Raw genomic sequence first — 12,898 nt, forward strand, 5'->3', positions numbered from 1 at the left:
TATGCATCAGCTGATCATCTCAGCCGCCGCTGAGGGCGACGTCAACCCCCTTGTTCCCAATGGCTGGGAAATGCTGGTTGTCTTCGTTGGCTTTGCCATCCTCTTTTTCATCGTGGTCAAGTACGTTGTCCCGATGTTCGAGAAGACCTTCGCCGAGCGTGCCGAGGCCATTGAAGGCGGCATCGCCAAGGCTGAAAAGGCCCAGGCTGAGGCGTCTGCTGCACTCGAAGAGTACAAGCAGCAGCTGACCGACGCCCGCACCGAAGCAAACCGCATCCGTGAGGAAGCCCGCGCCGAAGGTGCCCAGATCCTCGCGGATCTTAAGGAGAAGGCGGCAGCAGAGTCTGCCCGCATCACCGCGCAGGCCCACGCACAGATCGAATCCGAGCGCCAGGCGGCCGTTGTGTCCCTGCGTGCGGAGGTAGGCACCCTGGCCACTACCCTGGCGGGGCGCATCGTGGGCGAAGCCCTCGACGACGACGCCCGGGCGGCACGGGTTGTGGACCGCTTCCTGGCAGATCTGGAGTCCCAGAACGCAGGTGCGGCTAAGTAATGGCAGGCGTATCGAGCGAATCGCTGGCGAAAGCCCTGGCCGCCCTGGAAGCGAAGCTTCCCACGGCGTCGCTGCAGCTGGCAAAGGAACTCTTCGGAATTCTGGAAATGGTGGACAGCTCGGCTGGTTTGCGCCGTGCCCTGACTGACCCTTCCCGCAGCGGCGACGAGAAATCGGCGCTGGTCAGGCAGCTGGTTGGCGGAAAAGTCTCCGCTGATGCGGCTGAGATCGCGGGCGGACTGGCCAGCTCACGTTGGGCATCGGCGCGCGACATCGGCGATGCACTCGAGACTCTTGCCGCAACGGTGGTCATTTCCGTTGCTGAAAACAAGTCGGCCGTTTCTGCCTCCGGAATCACTGGCCTGGAAGAATTGGAAAACGATTTGTTTTCCTTCAACCAGGCTGTTGCCTCCAGCCACGAGCTACAACGTGCTCTGTCCGAACCGCAGGCCGGCGTGGCAGCCAAGGCTACCCTCGCCGAGAGGTTGGCGCCCGGCGCCAGTGAAGAAGCCAGGGTGCTTATCACCCAGGCTGTCAGCCAGCCCCGTGGCATCAAGCCCACCCGGCTGGTGGAACGGTTTGCCGAACTGGCCGCCAAGCGGCAGCAGCGCTGGATCGCAACGGTCAGCGTGACGCGCCCCTTGTCGCAGATGCAGCTGGCACGCCTCCAGGCGGGCATGAATGCACTGTACGGGCGGGAACTGAAGGTCAACGTCAGCGTTGATCCGTCACTCATTGGCGGAATTCGCGTCCAGGTGGGCGACGAGGTACTTGATGCCTCGGTCATTACCCGGCTGGGCGAACTGCAACGCCAGCTGGCCGGCTAGCCGGACAAGCACAACCAAACTGATAGAAACCCCGGTCACCGTGTGCGGTGATCACAAACAGGAGAGCAGGGACTGCAGATGGCCGAATTGACCATCAACGCCGACGACGTCCGTAATGCGTTGAACGAGTTCGCGGCGTCCTACGAACCCGGAAACGCAGAGCGCGTAGAGGTTGGCCGTGTAACAACCGCAGGTGACGGCATCGCCCGTGTTGAGGGCCTTCCCTCGGTCATGGCGAACGAGCTGCTTCGCTTTGAAGACGGCACCCTGGGCCTGGCCCAGAACCTTGACGTGCGCGAGATCGGCGTCATCATCCTCGGTGACTTCACCGGCATCGAGGAAGGCCAGGAGGTCCACCGGACCGGACAGGTTCTGTCCGTTCCCGTTGGCGACGCCTTCCTCGGCCGCGTTGTCGACCCGCTGGGCATGCCCATCGACGACCTCGGCGAAATCAAGGCGGAGACCACCCGTGCCCTGGAGCTCCAGGCTCCCGGGGTGACCCAGCGCAAGTCCGTCCACGAACCGATGCAGACCGGGCTGAAGGCCATCGACGCGATGATCCCGATCGGCCGCGGCCAGCGCCAGCTGATCATTGGTGACCGCCAGACCGGCAAGTCGGCCATCGCGATCGACACCATCATCAACCAGAAGGCCAACTGGGCTTCCGGCGATGTCACCAAGCAGGTCCGCTGCATCTACGTCGCCATCGGCCAGAAGGCGTCCACGATTGCTGCCATCCGGCAGACCCTCGAAGACAACGGCGCGCTGGAGTACACCACCATCGTGGCTTCTCCCGCATCCGACCCTGCAGGCTTCAAATACCTGGCACCGTATGCCGGTTCAGCCATCGGCCAGCACTGGATGTACGGCGGCAAGCACGTCCTCATTGTGTTCGATGACCTGTCCAAGCAGGCCGAGGCCTACCGTGCAGTGTCACTTCTGCTGCGCCGGCCGCCGGGACGCGAAGCCTACCCGGGCGACGTCTTCTACCTGCACTCCCGCCTGCTGGAGCGTTGCGCGAAGCTCTCCGACGAGCTCGGTGCCGGCTCCATGACGGGCCTGCCGTTGATCGAGACCAAGGCGAACGATGTGTCCGCCTACATCCCGACCAACGTCATCTCCATTACTGACGGCCAGATCTTCCTCCAGTCGGACCTCTTCAACGCCAACCAGCGGCCTGCCGTCGACGTTGGTGTGTCGGTGTCCCGCGTTGGCGGCGCCGCCCAGGTCAAGTCCATGAAGAAGGTCTCCGGTACTTTGAAGCTGGACCTGGCCCAGTACCGCGACATGCAGGCATTCGCCATGTTCGCATCGGACCTGGACGCTGCATCCCGCCAACAGCTGACCCGTGGTGCGCGCCTGATGGAACTGCTGAAGCAGGGCCAGTACTCTCCGTTCCCGGTTGAGGACCAGGTTGTCTCCATCTGGGCCGGAACCAACGGCTACCTGGATGACGTTCCGGTTGAGGACATCAGCCGGTTCGAGGCTGAGTTCCTGGAGCACTTGCGCCACAAGTCCTCGATCCTGACCACGCTGGCACAGACCAACGTCCTGGACGACGACACCGTTGCAGCTCTGAAGTCCTCGATCGTGGACTTCAAGAAGGGCTTCTTCGGCCAAGGTGACAACCACCTGGTAGGCGCCGGCCACGAGGAGCATGACGCTATCTCCGAGGGCGAAGTCGACCAGGAAAAGATCGTCAAGCAGAAGCGCTAGTTCCGCACCGCCGGGTGTGCCGGGCCGCAAAGGTCCGGCACACCCGGCGACGGAATGTTAGGAAAGGATAAGTATGGGAGCCCAGATCCGGGTCTACCGCCAGAAGATCAGCTCGACCACGTCGATGCGCAAGATCTTCAAGGCGATGGAACTGATCGCTACCTCGCGCATCGGGAAGGCCCGTGCGCGCGTAGCAGCTTCACTGCCTTACGCGAACGCGATCACGCGCGCCGTTTCTGCTGTCGCCAGCCAAAGCGAAATCGACCACCCGCTGACCACTGAGCCGGAGCAGATCCGCCGTGCCGCCGTCCTGGTAATCACCTCGGACCGCGGCCTGGCGGGTTCGTACTCGGCCAGCGTCCTCAAGCAGGCGGAAGGTCTCAACGAGCTGCTCCGGGCCGAAGGCAAGGAAGTCAAGACCTATGTCGTGGGCCGCAAGGCCCAGGCCTACTTCGATTTCCGGAACCGCGAGTACGCGCGGGTCTGGACCGGGGGAACCGACGCACCCGAGTTCGCTACTGCCCGTGAAATCGGCGCAGCGTTGCTGGCAGAATTCGCGACCGACTTCGAAGAGGGCGGCGTGGACGAGATCCATGTTGTCTACACCCGCTTCAAGTCCATGGTCACCCAGGAGCCGACGGTCATCCGCCTGCTCCCGCTTGAAGTAGTGGAAGAGCAGGCTGAATCTGAATCAGATCTCCTGCCGCTGTACGAGTTCGAACCGGAAGCGGAGCGTGTCCTTGACGCCCTGCTGCCTCGCTACATCGAATCCCGTATCTTCGCAGCCATGTTGCAGGCAGCAGCTTCCGAGCTTGCAGCCCGCCAGCGGGCGATGAAGTCCGCAGGCGACAACGCAACGGACCTGATCAAGAAGTACACGCGTCTGCGCAACACGGCCCGCCAGGCCGAGATTACGCAGGAACTCTCCGAGATTGTTGCCGGTGCCGACGCCCTCGCGTCGTAGCCTGCACCGCCTCGGTACCGCGTAACCAGCACCACCACAGATAAACTTAACCCACGCCATCTACTGAATGAAGTGAGAGAGATGACTGCCACTGCTACCGAACACGTAGCCGCAACGTCCGGTGCAACCGGCCGTATTGCGCGCGTAATCGGCCCGGTTGTCGACGTCGAATTCCCGGCTGACGCAATCCCGTCGATTTATAACGCCCTCACCACCGAGATCACCCTCAACGGTGTCACCAAGACCATCACGTTCGAAGTTGCGCTGCACCTCGGCGACAACCTTATCCGCGCGATCTCGCTGCAGGCGACCGACGGCCTGGTCCGCGGCACCAACGTAGTGGACACCGGTGCCCCCATTTCCGTGCCCGTCGGCGACGGCGTCAAGGGCCACATCTTCAACGTCCTGGGCCAGCCCCTGGACGTTGCGGAGTCGGAACTGGACATCAGCGAACGCTGGCCGATCCACCGCAAGGCCCCGAGCTTTGCCTCGCTTGAGGGCTCCACCGAGATGCTGGAGACCGGCATCAAGGTCATCGACCTCCTCACCCCGTACATCAAGGGTGGAAAGATCGGCCTCTTCGGCGGCGCCGGCGTGGGCAAGACCGTTCTGATCCAGGAAATGATCACCCGTGTTGCCCGCAACTTCGGTGGTACTTCCGTGTTCGCCGGTGTTGGCGAGCGTACCCGTGAGGGCAACGACCTCTGGGTTGAAATGGAAGAGGCAGGCGTCCTCAAGGACACCGCCCTTGTATTCGGCCAGATGGATGAGCCGCCGGGAACGCGTCTGCGCGTGGCCCTGTCCGCGCTGACCATGGCGGAGTACTTCCGCGATGTGCAGAACCAGGACGTGCTGCTCTTCATCGACAACATCTTCCGCTTCACCCAGGCCGGCTCCGAGGTGTCGACCCTGCTGGGCCGCATGCCTTCGGCCGTGGGCTACCAGCCCAACCTTGCCGATGAGATGGGCCTCCTCCAGGAGCGCATCACGTCCACCAAGGGCCACTCCATCACCTCGATGCAGGCCATCTACGTTCCCGCAGATGACTACACCGACCCGGCTCCGGCCACGACCTTCGCCCACCTGGATGCGACCACGGAACTTTTCCCGTGAAATCGCCTCCCGTGGCCTGTACCCGGCCGTTGACCCGCTGACGTCCACGTCCCGAATCCTGGATCCCCAGTACATCGGCAAGGACCACTACAACACGGCTGTCCGCGTGAAGCAGATCCTGCAGAAGAACAAGGAACTCCAGGACATCATCGCCATCCTCGGTGTCGATGAGCTCTCGGAAGAAGACAAGATCGTCGTGTCGCGTGCACGCCGCATCCAGCAGTTCCTCTCGCAGAACACCTACACCGCCAAGCAGTTCACCGGCGTCGAGGGCTCCACGGTTTCCATCAAGGACACCGTCGAAGGCTTCTCGGCGATCTGCGACGGCGAACTCGACCACATCGCGGAGCAGGCGTTCTTCAACGTCGGTGGCCTCGATGACGTTGAGCGCCAGTGGGCCAAGATCCAGGAACAGACCAAGTAATATGGCTGAGCTTGAGGTTGAGATTGTCGCAGCGGACCACTTCGTGTGGTCCGGAGCGGCCAAGATGGTCAAGGCCCGCACCAGCGATGGTGAAATCGGAATCCTGCCCGGCCACTCGCCCCTGCTGGCGATCCTGGCCGAAGGTGAACTGGCCATCCAGCCAGTGTCAGGGGACCGCATCGCGGTAGATGTTGACGGCGGGTTCTTCTCCGTGGACAACAACCGCGTGGTCATCGTTGCTGACAACGCCCAGCTGGGCGGCTCGGCTACCGCTGGGATCCGCTAGCACGACCTTGATGGACGCGCCGGGTATTTCGTTCATCGCACTGGCAATCGTGTTCGGATTGCTGATTTTTGCACTGTGCCTTTCGGGGGTGCGCCGCTTCAACTTGCGGCGTGCCCTCGGCACGGTGGACGCCTCCATTTGCGTTGCTGGTAACAGCTGGCAAATGGGGGTTTGTCGTTATCAGGACAATGACCTCGAGTGGTTCCGGTTGATCTCCCTGAGCGTCCGGCCGAAGTACACCTTCAAGCGCAGTTCGCTGGAGCTCCTGGGCCGGCGCAAGCCCACTGAAGCCGAAGCCGTGAAGGTTCAGCCGGACGTGGTAATCGTCGAACTCCGCTACGAGGGACAGGACCTCCACCTGGCCATGAAGTTCGACGCCTATACGGGTCTTTCCTCGTGGCTCGAAGCCGGTCCGGTTATCGGCGTGGGGACCTGGCGCTAGCCACGTGGACTGGCTTTCAGACATCCGGCTTACGGACGGCCCCCTGTTTGGGACTGTCCTGGTATTGGGATTGGGCGGGGCGGCCTACCTCCTGGTACCACCTTGGCGCGCGTGCGATGGTCCTGCCTACCCGCTGCGCGCCTGGGCGGTCCGGGTCCTTGCGGGCGTCGCGACCGCTTTCGTCGTGGTGGCAACTGTCCATTGGATCCTGATCAACGTCCTCACCGTCTTCCCCGAGGACATCCCGGATACGGTCCTGCTGTGGCTGGTGCCGGGCCTGAGCGCCCTCGTACTGGCTCTGCTCCGGATGCCGCGGACCAGCTGGACCCGCCGTAGCACAGGCATTGTTGCGGCGCTGCTGGTGATGCTGCTCTCAACCATCCAAATCAATGCCTACTTCGGCCTGAACCGGACCGTCAGCGACTTGCTGGGAACCGCGCTTGCCCGGATACCCGTCCTGGAACAGCAGCTCATGCGGCACCCCGGCGAATCCGATGGCGTGCCGCTCCAGGGCTGGAAGCCCGCCGGGGACCTGCCAGCCGGCGGTGTCCTGCGGAAGACCGCCATCCCGGGAACCTTGTCCGGGATGAGCAACCGCGACGCCTATATCTACTTCCCGCCGGCCTATTTCGCCGCCAACCGTCCCGCCCTTCCGGTGCTCGTCCTGGTGGCCGGCCAGCCCGGCGGCCCCGCGGACTGGCTTACCGGCGGTTCAATCCGCGGCCACATGGATTCGTTTGCCGCGGCGCACGGGGGAGTGGCCCCTGTGGTGGTCATCCCGGATCCCAACGGATCACAGTCCGCCAACACCATGTGCATGGACAGCAAGATCGCGAAAGCCGACACGTACCTGTCGCAGGATGTGCCGCGGTGGATCAGTTCCACATTGGCCGTTGACACCAACCACCGCCATTGGGCCGTGGGTGGATTCTCCTTCGGCGGCACGTGCGCCATCCAGATGGGGACCAGGCACCCGGACATCTATGCGGACGTACTCGGGTTTTCCAGTGAAGCCGAACCCGCCATTGCCAAGGAGCGGCAAAAGACTATCGACGCAGCCTTCCCCGGAAACCCGGACGACTTCATCAAGCAGACTCCACTGGAGATCATGAAACACCAACGGTTTGATACCAGCGGCATGTACCTGACCGCGGGCCAGAACGATCCGGAGTTCGTAAGGAACCTCCATACGCTCGCCGCCGCCGCCAAGGACGCCGGCTTCACGGTGCAGGCGCACGAGGTTGAACACACCGGGCACTCCTGGGACACATCGTCAAAGCGCTTCGGCGATGCCCTGGCATTCCTCGGCAGCCAATGGGGGCTGCAGTGGTGAGCGCCGTGAGGAAACCGGACCGCACGGTGGCGTTGATGTGGGCTACCGTTGGCCGTCCCGCTGTCCACCAAACCCTTGTCACTCTGAAATCGATGCCGTTCACCTTGGGCATCGTTGCCGTGTTCCTTGCAGCCGCCGCCGTGACGGGCAGTTTCCTGGACGGGCCGCCGGAACAGCTCCTGGCACTTGCCTCGGTCAGCGGGCCCGGTCTTCGTGCCGGGCAGTGGTGGTCGATTTTCACCAGCATGTTCTTTGCCACCAACCCGCTCGCTTACCTCACAGCCTCGTTGATGATGATTCTGCTGCTGGGCCTGGCCGAGCGAAAGCTGGGGCGCCGCGCCGCCGTCGGACTCTATTTCGGCGGCCAGTTCGCCGCAGTCACCGTCTTCCTCCTGGTCACCCAGGTGGCCGTATACGTAGGCGACGGCTGGCTGGACCAAATGGCGGATGACATCCTCATTGGTCCCTACGCCCCGATCCTGACCGCGGGCCTGGCGGCCAGTGCCCGGATCACGCTGCTGTGGCAGCGGCGGCTCCGGACCGCGGTGCTGTCTGTGTCAATCCTGCTGGTCCTCTATGTTGGGCACGCGGAAACCGTGATCGGCCTCATTGGTGCCCTTCTTGGCCTCCTGGCGGGCTGGTGGATCCAGGGCGACCAGGGGCGGCTGCACCGCCATCGCTCCACCGGGCGTGAGACCAGGAACCTCCTGGCGCTCACTGTTGCCGTCTTCGCCGTCGGGCCGATCCTGACCGGAGTCACCCGGGCCCCCACCGGCCCGCTTGCACTGCTTCGCGACGTCGTTCTCAGCCCGATGCCGACGCTCAGCCAGCTGGTGTTCAATTGCGGGGCAACGGTGGACGCTTCCTGCCTGGAAACCGGCAGGGCCGGGTTTGCCGGGCCGTTCGGGCTGGCACTGGCAGTGGTGCCGGTGATCCTGCTGCTGATCTGCGCGGACGGCATGCGCCGCGGCCGCCGTCTTGCCCTCAACATCGCCCTGGCCATCCAGCTGGCGGTGACGGCCCTGGCGGCTGTCTACCTGGCCCTGTTCGCCCTGGTCCCCTCGCGCCTGCAGGGTACGCATTCGACGCCCCTGTCCTCGGCCTTCGCCCACGTGCTTCCGCTGGTGATCGTCCCGCTGCTGTTGGCGGTCATCCTGTGGCTCAACCGCCGCCAGTTCCGCGTCCAGACCCGGCCCGGCGCACGGCGGACGCTCGCGGCGGTGGTCTGCGGCACCTGGCTTGTCCTGGCCGGCTCCTACACCGTGGCGTGGTTCCTGTCCGGCGGCCTTGCCCGGGACGGCGGGCTGCTGGGCCTCTTCGCCGAATTGGCGCGGCAGTACGTGCCGGTACCCATTCCGCAGCATTTCCGCCGTGTCTTCGCGGAGCGGGACAGCGCCGAGACGCTGCTCTTCGCCTACTCCGGCCCGGTGTTCTGGATTGTCGCCCTGGTGGCTGTGTGGTGGGTTCTCGTCGGGCGGCATCACGGCCTCGGCTTCGGCCGCCAGGACCGGGTCCGTGCCCGCGAGCTGCTTCACCGGGGCGGCGGCCCCCTGTCCTGGATGGCGCTGTGGGAGCCCAACACGTACTGGTTCAGCCCGGAAGGCGACGGCGCCATGGCGTTCCAACAGCACGGGACCGTGGCCCTGACCCTGGGCGGCGCCCTCGGCGACCGCCGGGCCGAGCAACGGGTGACCGAAGGATTCCTTGACTACTGCCGCGCCCAGGCGCTGATCCCCGCGCTCTACTCTTGTGACGACACCCTCTGGCCGACATTGCGGGAGCGGGGCTTCTCGCGGGTGGCAGTGGCACAGGAGACACGGCTGAGGCTTAATGAACTCGAGTTCAAGGGCAAGGAGTGGCAGAACGTCCGGACCGCCCTGAACCGAGCGTCGAAGCTTGGCGTCCAGGCCGTGTGGGGCTCTTACCATTCACTGCCTGCGGCCCTGCGCTCCCGGCTCAACGAAGTCTCGGAGGAATGGGCGGCCGGGAAGTCCGTTCCGGAAATGGGGCTTCACGCTTGGGGGAGTGGACGAGCTCGACGACGAAGAGGTGCTGTGCTGCCTGGCCGTGGACGGCCACGGTACTGTCCACGGGGTGACCAGTTGGCTTCCCGTGTACGACGACGGGCGGCTGGTCAGCAGGACGCTTGACGTGATGCGCCGCGGCAGCGAGGGATTCCCGGGCGTGATGGAATTCCTGATTGCTTCCGCTGTCCTGGAGCTCAAGGACTCGGTTGACGTGATCTCCCTGTCCGGGTCGCCGTTGGCAAGCCGGCCTGAGGAGCAGGCCGGGCAGGGCGACGGTGGGGAGGACGCCGAAGGGGACGCCGGCACCACCGACGAAGGGGCACAAAACCTGGTGCGAATCCTGGACCTGGTGGGCCACGCGCTGGAGCCGGTCTACGGCTTCCGCTCGCTGGCGGCATTCAAATCCCGGTTCAAGCCGGAGTACCGTGCGCTCTACCTGTATTACCAGGATCCGCTCCACCTGCCGGCCATCGGCAGGGCCCTGACCCGGGCCTACCTCCCCGGCCTCTCGCTTGCCCAGGGCGCACGCCTGGTCCGCAAACTGGTCACCTGAGAAAGGGAGGCAGCCGGCGCCGGTCCTGCTGAACAAAAAAGGCGCAGACAAAAATGATCCCCGGCATTCCTGCCGGGGATCATTTTGCCGCTGACGGCCGCGGGCGGCCGGGCAGGCTGACTAGACCAGCGTTACGCCGGTAGCCTGCGGACCCTTGGCGCCCTGGCCGATCTCGAACTGAACGCGCTGGTTCTCGTCGAGGGTCTTGAAGCCGCCGGTCTGGATCTCGGAGTAGTGAACGAAGACATCGCCGTCGGAGTCATCCGGGGTGATGAAGCCGAAGCCCTTTTCAGCGTTGAACCACTTCACGGTTCCCTGTGCCATTTATTTCTCCTCATTGTGGAACTTTTTAAGACCGGCACACCTCGTGCCGACCTTGGTCACTCCGCGAGAAGAATCCTGGATTGCCTTGCCCGAAAAGGTCCGGCGCTGCAGGAGCTTCGCGCTCGCAACATGTCTTGCGAGCATGAAAAACACCTACACAAAGACTGAGACAAGAATTTCATGCCCATTCCCGCAGGTCAACGGGCTGCGCAGCAAATTGCATAAAATTTAGGTAAAAACCAGGTGAAAGGGCAGCTCCGGCATTCAAACTATTTATTAGGTGCCCGAAGCAACGGCTCAACAGGTCAGAAAAGCCGGGATTCGCTGTCGTCCACGCCGCGCATGGCGTCATAGTCCAGCGTGACGCAGGCAATGCCGCGGTCGTTGGCGAGGACCTTGGCCTGTGGCTTGATCTGCTGGGCCGCAAAAATCCCGCGGACCGGTGCCAGCAGGGGATCGCGGTTGAGCAGTTCCAGGTACCTCGTCAGCTGCTCCACGCCGTCGATGTCACCGCGCCGCTTCAGTTCCACGGCCACGGTGGCGCCGTCCGCGTCACGGGCCAGGATGTCCACCGGTCCGATCGCCGTGAAGTATTCGCGCCGGATCAGCGAATATCCCTCGCCCAGCGTCTCTATCTGCTCGGCGAGCAGCCGCTGCAGGTCGGCCTCGACCCCGTCCTTGATCAGCCCGGGGTCCACCCCGAGGTCGTGGGAGGATTCGGTGATCTTCTCGTGGATGTTGATGATGAGCCGGTCATCGGTCTTGGCCGACTGAACGGTCCATTGCTCCACCACTCCAAGTTCCAGGTCCACCTCGTCGGGGGATGAAACCCGGAGCGTAGCCGGCGGGCTCATCCAGTTCAGCGGCTTGTAGGAACCGCCGTCGGAATGCACCAGCACCGAGCCGTCCGCCTTGACCAGCAGGAGCCTGGTGGCGAGGGGAAGGTGGGCTTTGAGCCGGCCAACGTAATCAACGGAGCAATGGGCTATGACAAGTCGCACGCCGTACAGACTATCGCGTGGAGCCGCAGGGGCCGTGCCGACGACGGCCGGCCAGGCCCGTGCGGAGGCGGCAGCCGGCGGGCAGCTGGGGCAGAATGGATGCATGCCGCGTTCGAACCGTCCCCGCCGTCCAGTTTCCGGAAAGGGCTCATCCGGAAGGGGAACGGGGCGCAGCGGCCAGGAGGTCCCCGGACTTGACCTGGAACGGGCCCGGGCGGGCATCGCACGCCGTGAGAGCGCCCCCGACGGCGAATGGATGGTCCGTACCATGACCGCCAAAAACGCGGAGAAGACCTACATTTGCCCTGAGTGCTCCACCGCCGTCCTGCCCGGCGTTGCGCACCTGGTGGTCTGGAAGGACGACCACCTCTTCGGGGCGGCGGCCGGCCTCGCCGAACGGCGCCACTGGCACACCAACTGCTGGATGTCCCGCAGCTACCGTTACCGCTGACCGTGCCGGCGGCGCCGCCCCCCGCACCCGGCCCGTCCGGCATCCGGGAGCACGGTGGTCGCTAAGCTGGAAATCATGACTTTTGATCCGGCGTCGTTCCAGTTCACCCAGGCCAAGGGGCCCGCTCCCATCCGTGCCTCCACCGTCCTGCCCGCCCGGCGGGAGAACATCGAGTTGCAGACGGAGGACGGCCACACCCTGGTGGGCGAACTTGCCCTTCCCGAGACCGGACCGGTCAGGGCAACGCTGATCACCTTGCACCCGCTGCCCACGCACGGCGGATTCATGGATTCCCACGTCTACCGCAAGGCCTCCTACCGGCTCCCCGCGCTGGCCGGCATCGCCGTCCTCCGGTTCAACACCCGCGGCACCGCCTCACCCCGCGGCACCAGCAGCGGCGGCTTCGAGGAAGGTATTGGAGAACGGTACGACGTCGAGGCGGCCGTGCGTTTCGCCGTCGAGCGCGGGTTGCCCAACCGCTGGCTGGTGGGCTGGTCCTTTGGAACGGAACTGGCGCTGATGTACGGGGCTGATGAGCCGGTGGCCGGCCAGATCGAGGGTGCAGTGCTGCTGTCGCCCCCGCTGCACCGCGCCACGGACAAGCACCTGCAGCAGTGGGCGGAATCCGGCAAGCCCCTCACTGTCCTGGTGCCGGGAGCACGATGATTTCCTGCAGCCGGCCGAGGCCGCCGAGCGCTTCAGCCTGGTGCCGCAGGCGCACGTCGTCGGCGTGGCCGGTGCCAAGCACCTGTGGGTGGGGGAGAAGTACGCCGCACGGGTCCTGAACGATATCGTCGCCAGGGTCACCTCCGGTGGGACGGGAACGCCGCTTCCGCAGGAATGGGACGGCCCGACGGCGACTGCCGGGGCTTGAGGGCGCGCCG

General features: G+C 64.5%; 10 protein-coding genes and 3 pseudogenes. 11 read left to right on the forward strand and 2 right to left on the reverse strand.

The genetic code is table 11. The features are described 5' to 3' along the window. The first annotated feature begins 1 nt into the window (after position 1). The 9 genes and pseudogenes from QF050_RS11695 to QF050_RS11735 all read left to right on the forward strand — a co-directional run bounded on the left by QF050_RS11695 (position 2) and on the right by QF050_RS11735 (position 10,238). Positions 2-553 (forward strand): F0F1 ATP synthase subunit B, encoded by a 552-nt coding sequence (locus tag QF050_RS11695; RefSeq protein ID WP_308930576.1) that lies wholly within the window; start codon positions 2-4, stop codon positions 551-553. After that, positions 553-1,380: a F0F1 ATP synthase subunit delta gene (locus QF050_RS11700; RefSeq protein WP_308930577.1), complete on the forward strand. Its 828-nt coding sequence runs from the start codon at positions 553-555 to the stop codon at positions 1,378-1,380. The genes QF050_RS11695 and QF050_RS11700 overlap by 1 nt, the downstream gene beginning before the upstream one ends. A gap of 78 nt (positions 1,381-1,458) precedes the next feature. Beyond that, positions 1,459-3,096: a F0F1 ATP synthase subunit alpha gene (gene atpA, locus QF050_RS11705; RefSeq protein ID WP_308930578.1), complete on the forward strand. Its 1,638-nt coding sequence runs from the start codon at positions 1,459-1,461 to the stop codon at positions 3,094-3,096. 73 nt (positions 3,097-3,169) lie between these two features. After that, entirely contained in the window at positions 3,170-4,060 is an 891-nt protein-coding gene (locus tag QF050_RS11710; protein ID WP_308930579.1) for a F0F1 ATP synthase subunit gamma, read from the forward strand. Between the two features lie 81 nt (positions 4,061-4,141). Next, positions 4,142-5,597, forward strand: a pseudogene (gene atpD / locus QF050_RS11715) (F0F1 ATP synthase subunit beta). A gap of 1 nt (position 5,598) precedes the next feature. Then, the gene (locus tag QF050_RS11720) at positions 5,599-5,883 is read left to right on the forward strand and encodes a F0F1 ATP synthase subunit epsilon (protein WP_018760117.1); all 285 of its coding nucleotides are present in this window, start codon (positions 5,599-5,601) and stop codon (positions 5,881-5,883) included. A gap of 10 nt (positions 5,884-5,893) precedes the next feature. Then, the gene (locus QF050_RS11725) at positions 5,894-6,325 is read left to right on the forward strand and encodes a DUF2550 domain-containing protein (protein WP_109045054.1); all 432 of its coding nucleotides are present in this window, start codon (positions 5,894-5,896) and stop codon (positions 6,323-6,325) included. A 4-nt stretch (positions 6,326-6,329) separates the two neighbouring features. Then, the gene (locus QF050_RS11730) at positions 6,330-7,658 is read left to right on the forward strand and encodes an alpha/beta hydrolase-fold protein (protein WP_308930580.1); all 1,329 of its coding nucleotides are present in this window, start codon (positions 6,330-6,332) and stop codon (positions 7,656-7,658) included. Next, positions 7,640-10,238: pseudogene (locus tag QF050_RS11735) on the forward strand (phosphatidylglycerol lysyltransferase domain-containing protein). The gene QF050_RS11730 and the pseudogene QF050_RS11735 overlap by 19 nt, the downstream one beginning before the upstream one ends. 120 nt (positions 10,239-10,358) lie before the next feature. On the opposite strand, the gene QF050_RS11740 reads toward QF050_RS11735, so the two are convergent. Together QF050_RS11740 and nucS are read right to left on the reverse strand one after the other, a co-directional pair. Further along, positions 10,359-10,562, reverse strand: a complete 204-nt coding sequence (locus QF050_RS11740; RefSeq protein WP_011692441.1) for a cold-shock protein — start codon at positions 10,560-10,562, stop codon at positions 10,359-10,361. Positions 10,563-10,867: 305 nt separating this feature from the next. Beyond that, complete coding sequence (gene nucS / locus QF050_RS11745) at positions 10,868-11,563, reverse strand: endonuclease NucS (RefSeq protein ID WP_026264238.1); 696 nt, start codon at positions 11,561-11,563, stop codon at positions 10,868-10,870. A gap of 103 nt (positions 11,564-11,666) precedes the next feature. Between nucS and QF050_RS11750 the strand changes: the two genes are divergently transcribed. Beyond that, complete coding sequence (locus tag QF050_RS11750) at positions 11,667-12,014, forward strand: ATP/GTP-binding protein (protein WP_308930581.1); 348 nt, start codon at positions 11,667-11,669, stop codon at positions 12,012-12,014. A 75-nt stretch (positions 12,015-12,089) separates the two neighbouring features. After that, a pseudogene (locus QF050_RS11755) lies at positions 12,090-12,888 on the forward strand (alpha/beta hydrolase). The last annotated feature ends 10 nt before the right edge of the window (positions 12,889-12,898 follow it).

This window comes from Arthrobacter sp. SLBN-112 (assembly GCF_030944625.1).
Taxonomy (GTDB): domain Bacteria; phylum Actinomycetota; class Actinomycetes; order Actinomycetales; family Micrococcaceae; genus Arthrobacter.

What these genes read in the sequence shown, in the direction of transcription:
- QF050_RS11725 (WP_109045054.1), top strand. Translation starts at nt 5,894, where the DNA reads ATGGACGCGCCGGGTATTTCGTTCATCGCACTGGCAATCGTGTTCGGA.
- QF050_RS11700 (WP_308930577.1), top strand. Translation starts at nt 553, where the DNA reads ATGGCAGGCGTATCGAGCGAATCGCTGGCGAAAGCCCTGGCCGCCCTG.
- QF050_RS11710 (WP_308930579.1), top strand. Translation starts at nt 3,170, where the DNA reads ATGGGAGCCCAGATCCGGGTCTACCGCCAGAAGATCAGCTCGACCACG.
- QF050_RS11750 (WP_308930581.1), top strand. Translation starts at nt 11,667, where the DNA reads ATGCCGCGTTCGAACCGTCCCCGCCGTCCAGTTTCCGGAAAGGGCTCA.
- atpA (WP_308930578.1), top strand. Translation starts at nt 1,459, where the DNA reads ATGGCCGAATTGACCATCAACGCCGACGACGTCCGTAATGCGTTGAAC.
- QF050_RS11695 (WP_308930576.1), top strand. Translation starts at nt 2, where the DNA reads ATGCATCAGCTGATCATCTCAGCCGCCGCTGAGGGCGACGTCAACCCC.
- QF050_RS11740 (WP_011692441.1), bottom strand. Translation starts at nt 10,562, where the DNA reads ATGGCACAGGGAACCGTGAAGTGGTTCAACGCTGAAAAGGGCTTCGGC.
- QF050_RS11720 (WP_018760117.1), top strand. Translation starts at nt 5,599, where the DNA reads ATGGCTGAGCTTGAGGTTGAGATTGTCGCAGCGGACCACTTCGTGTGG.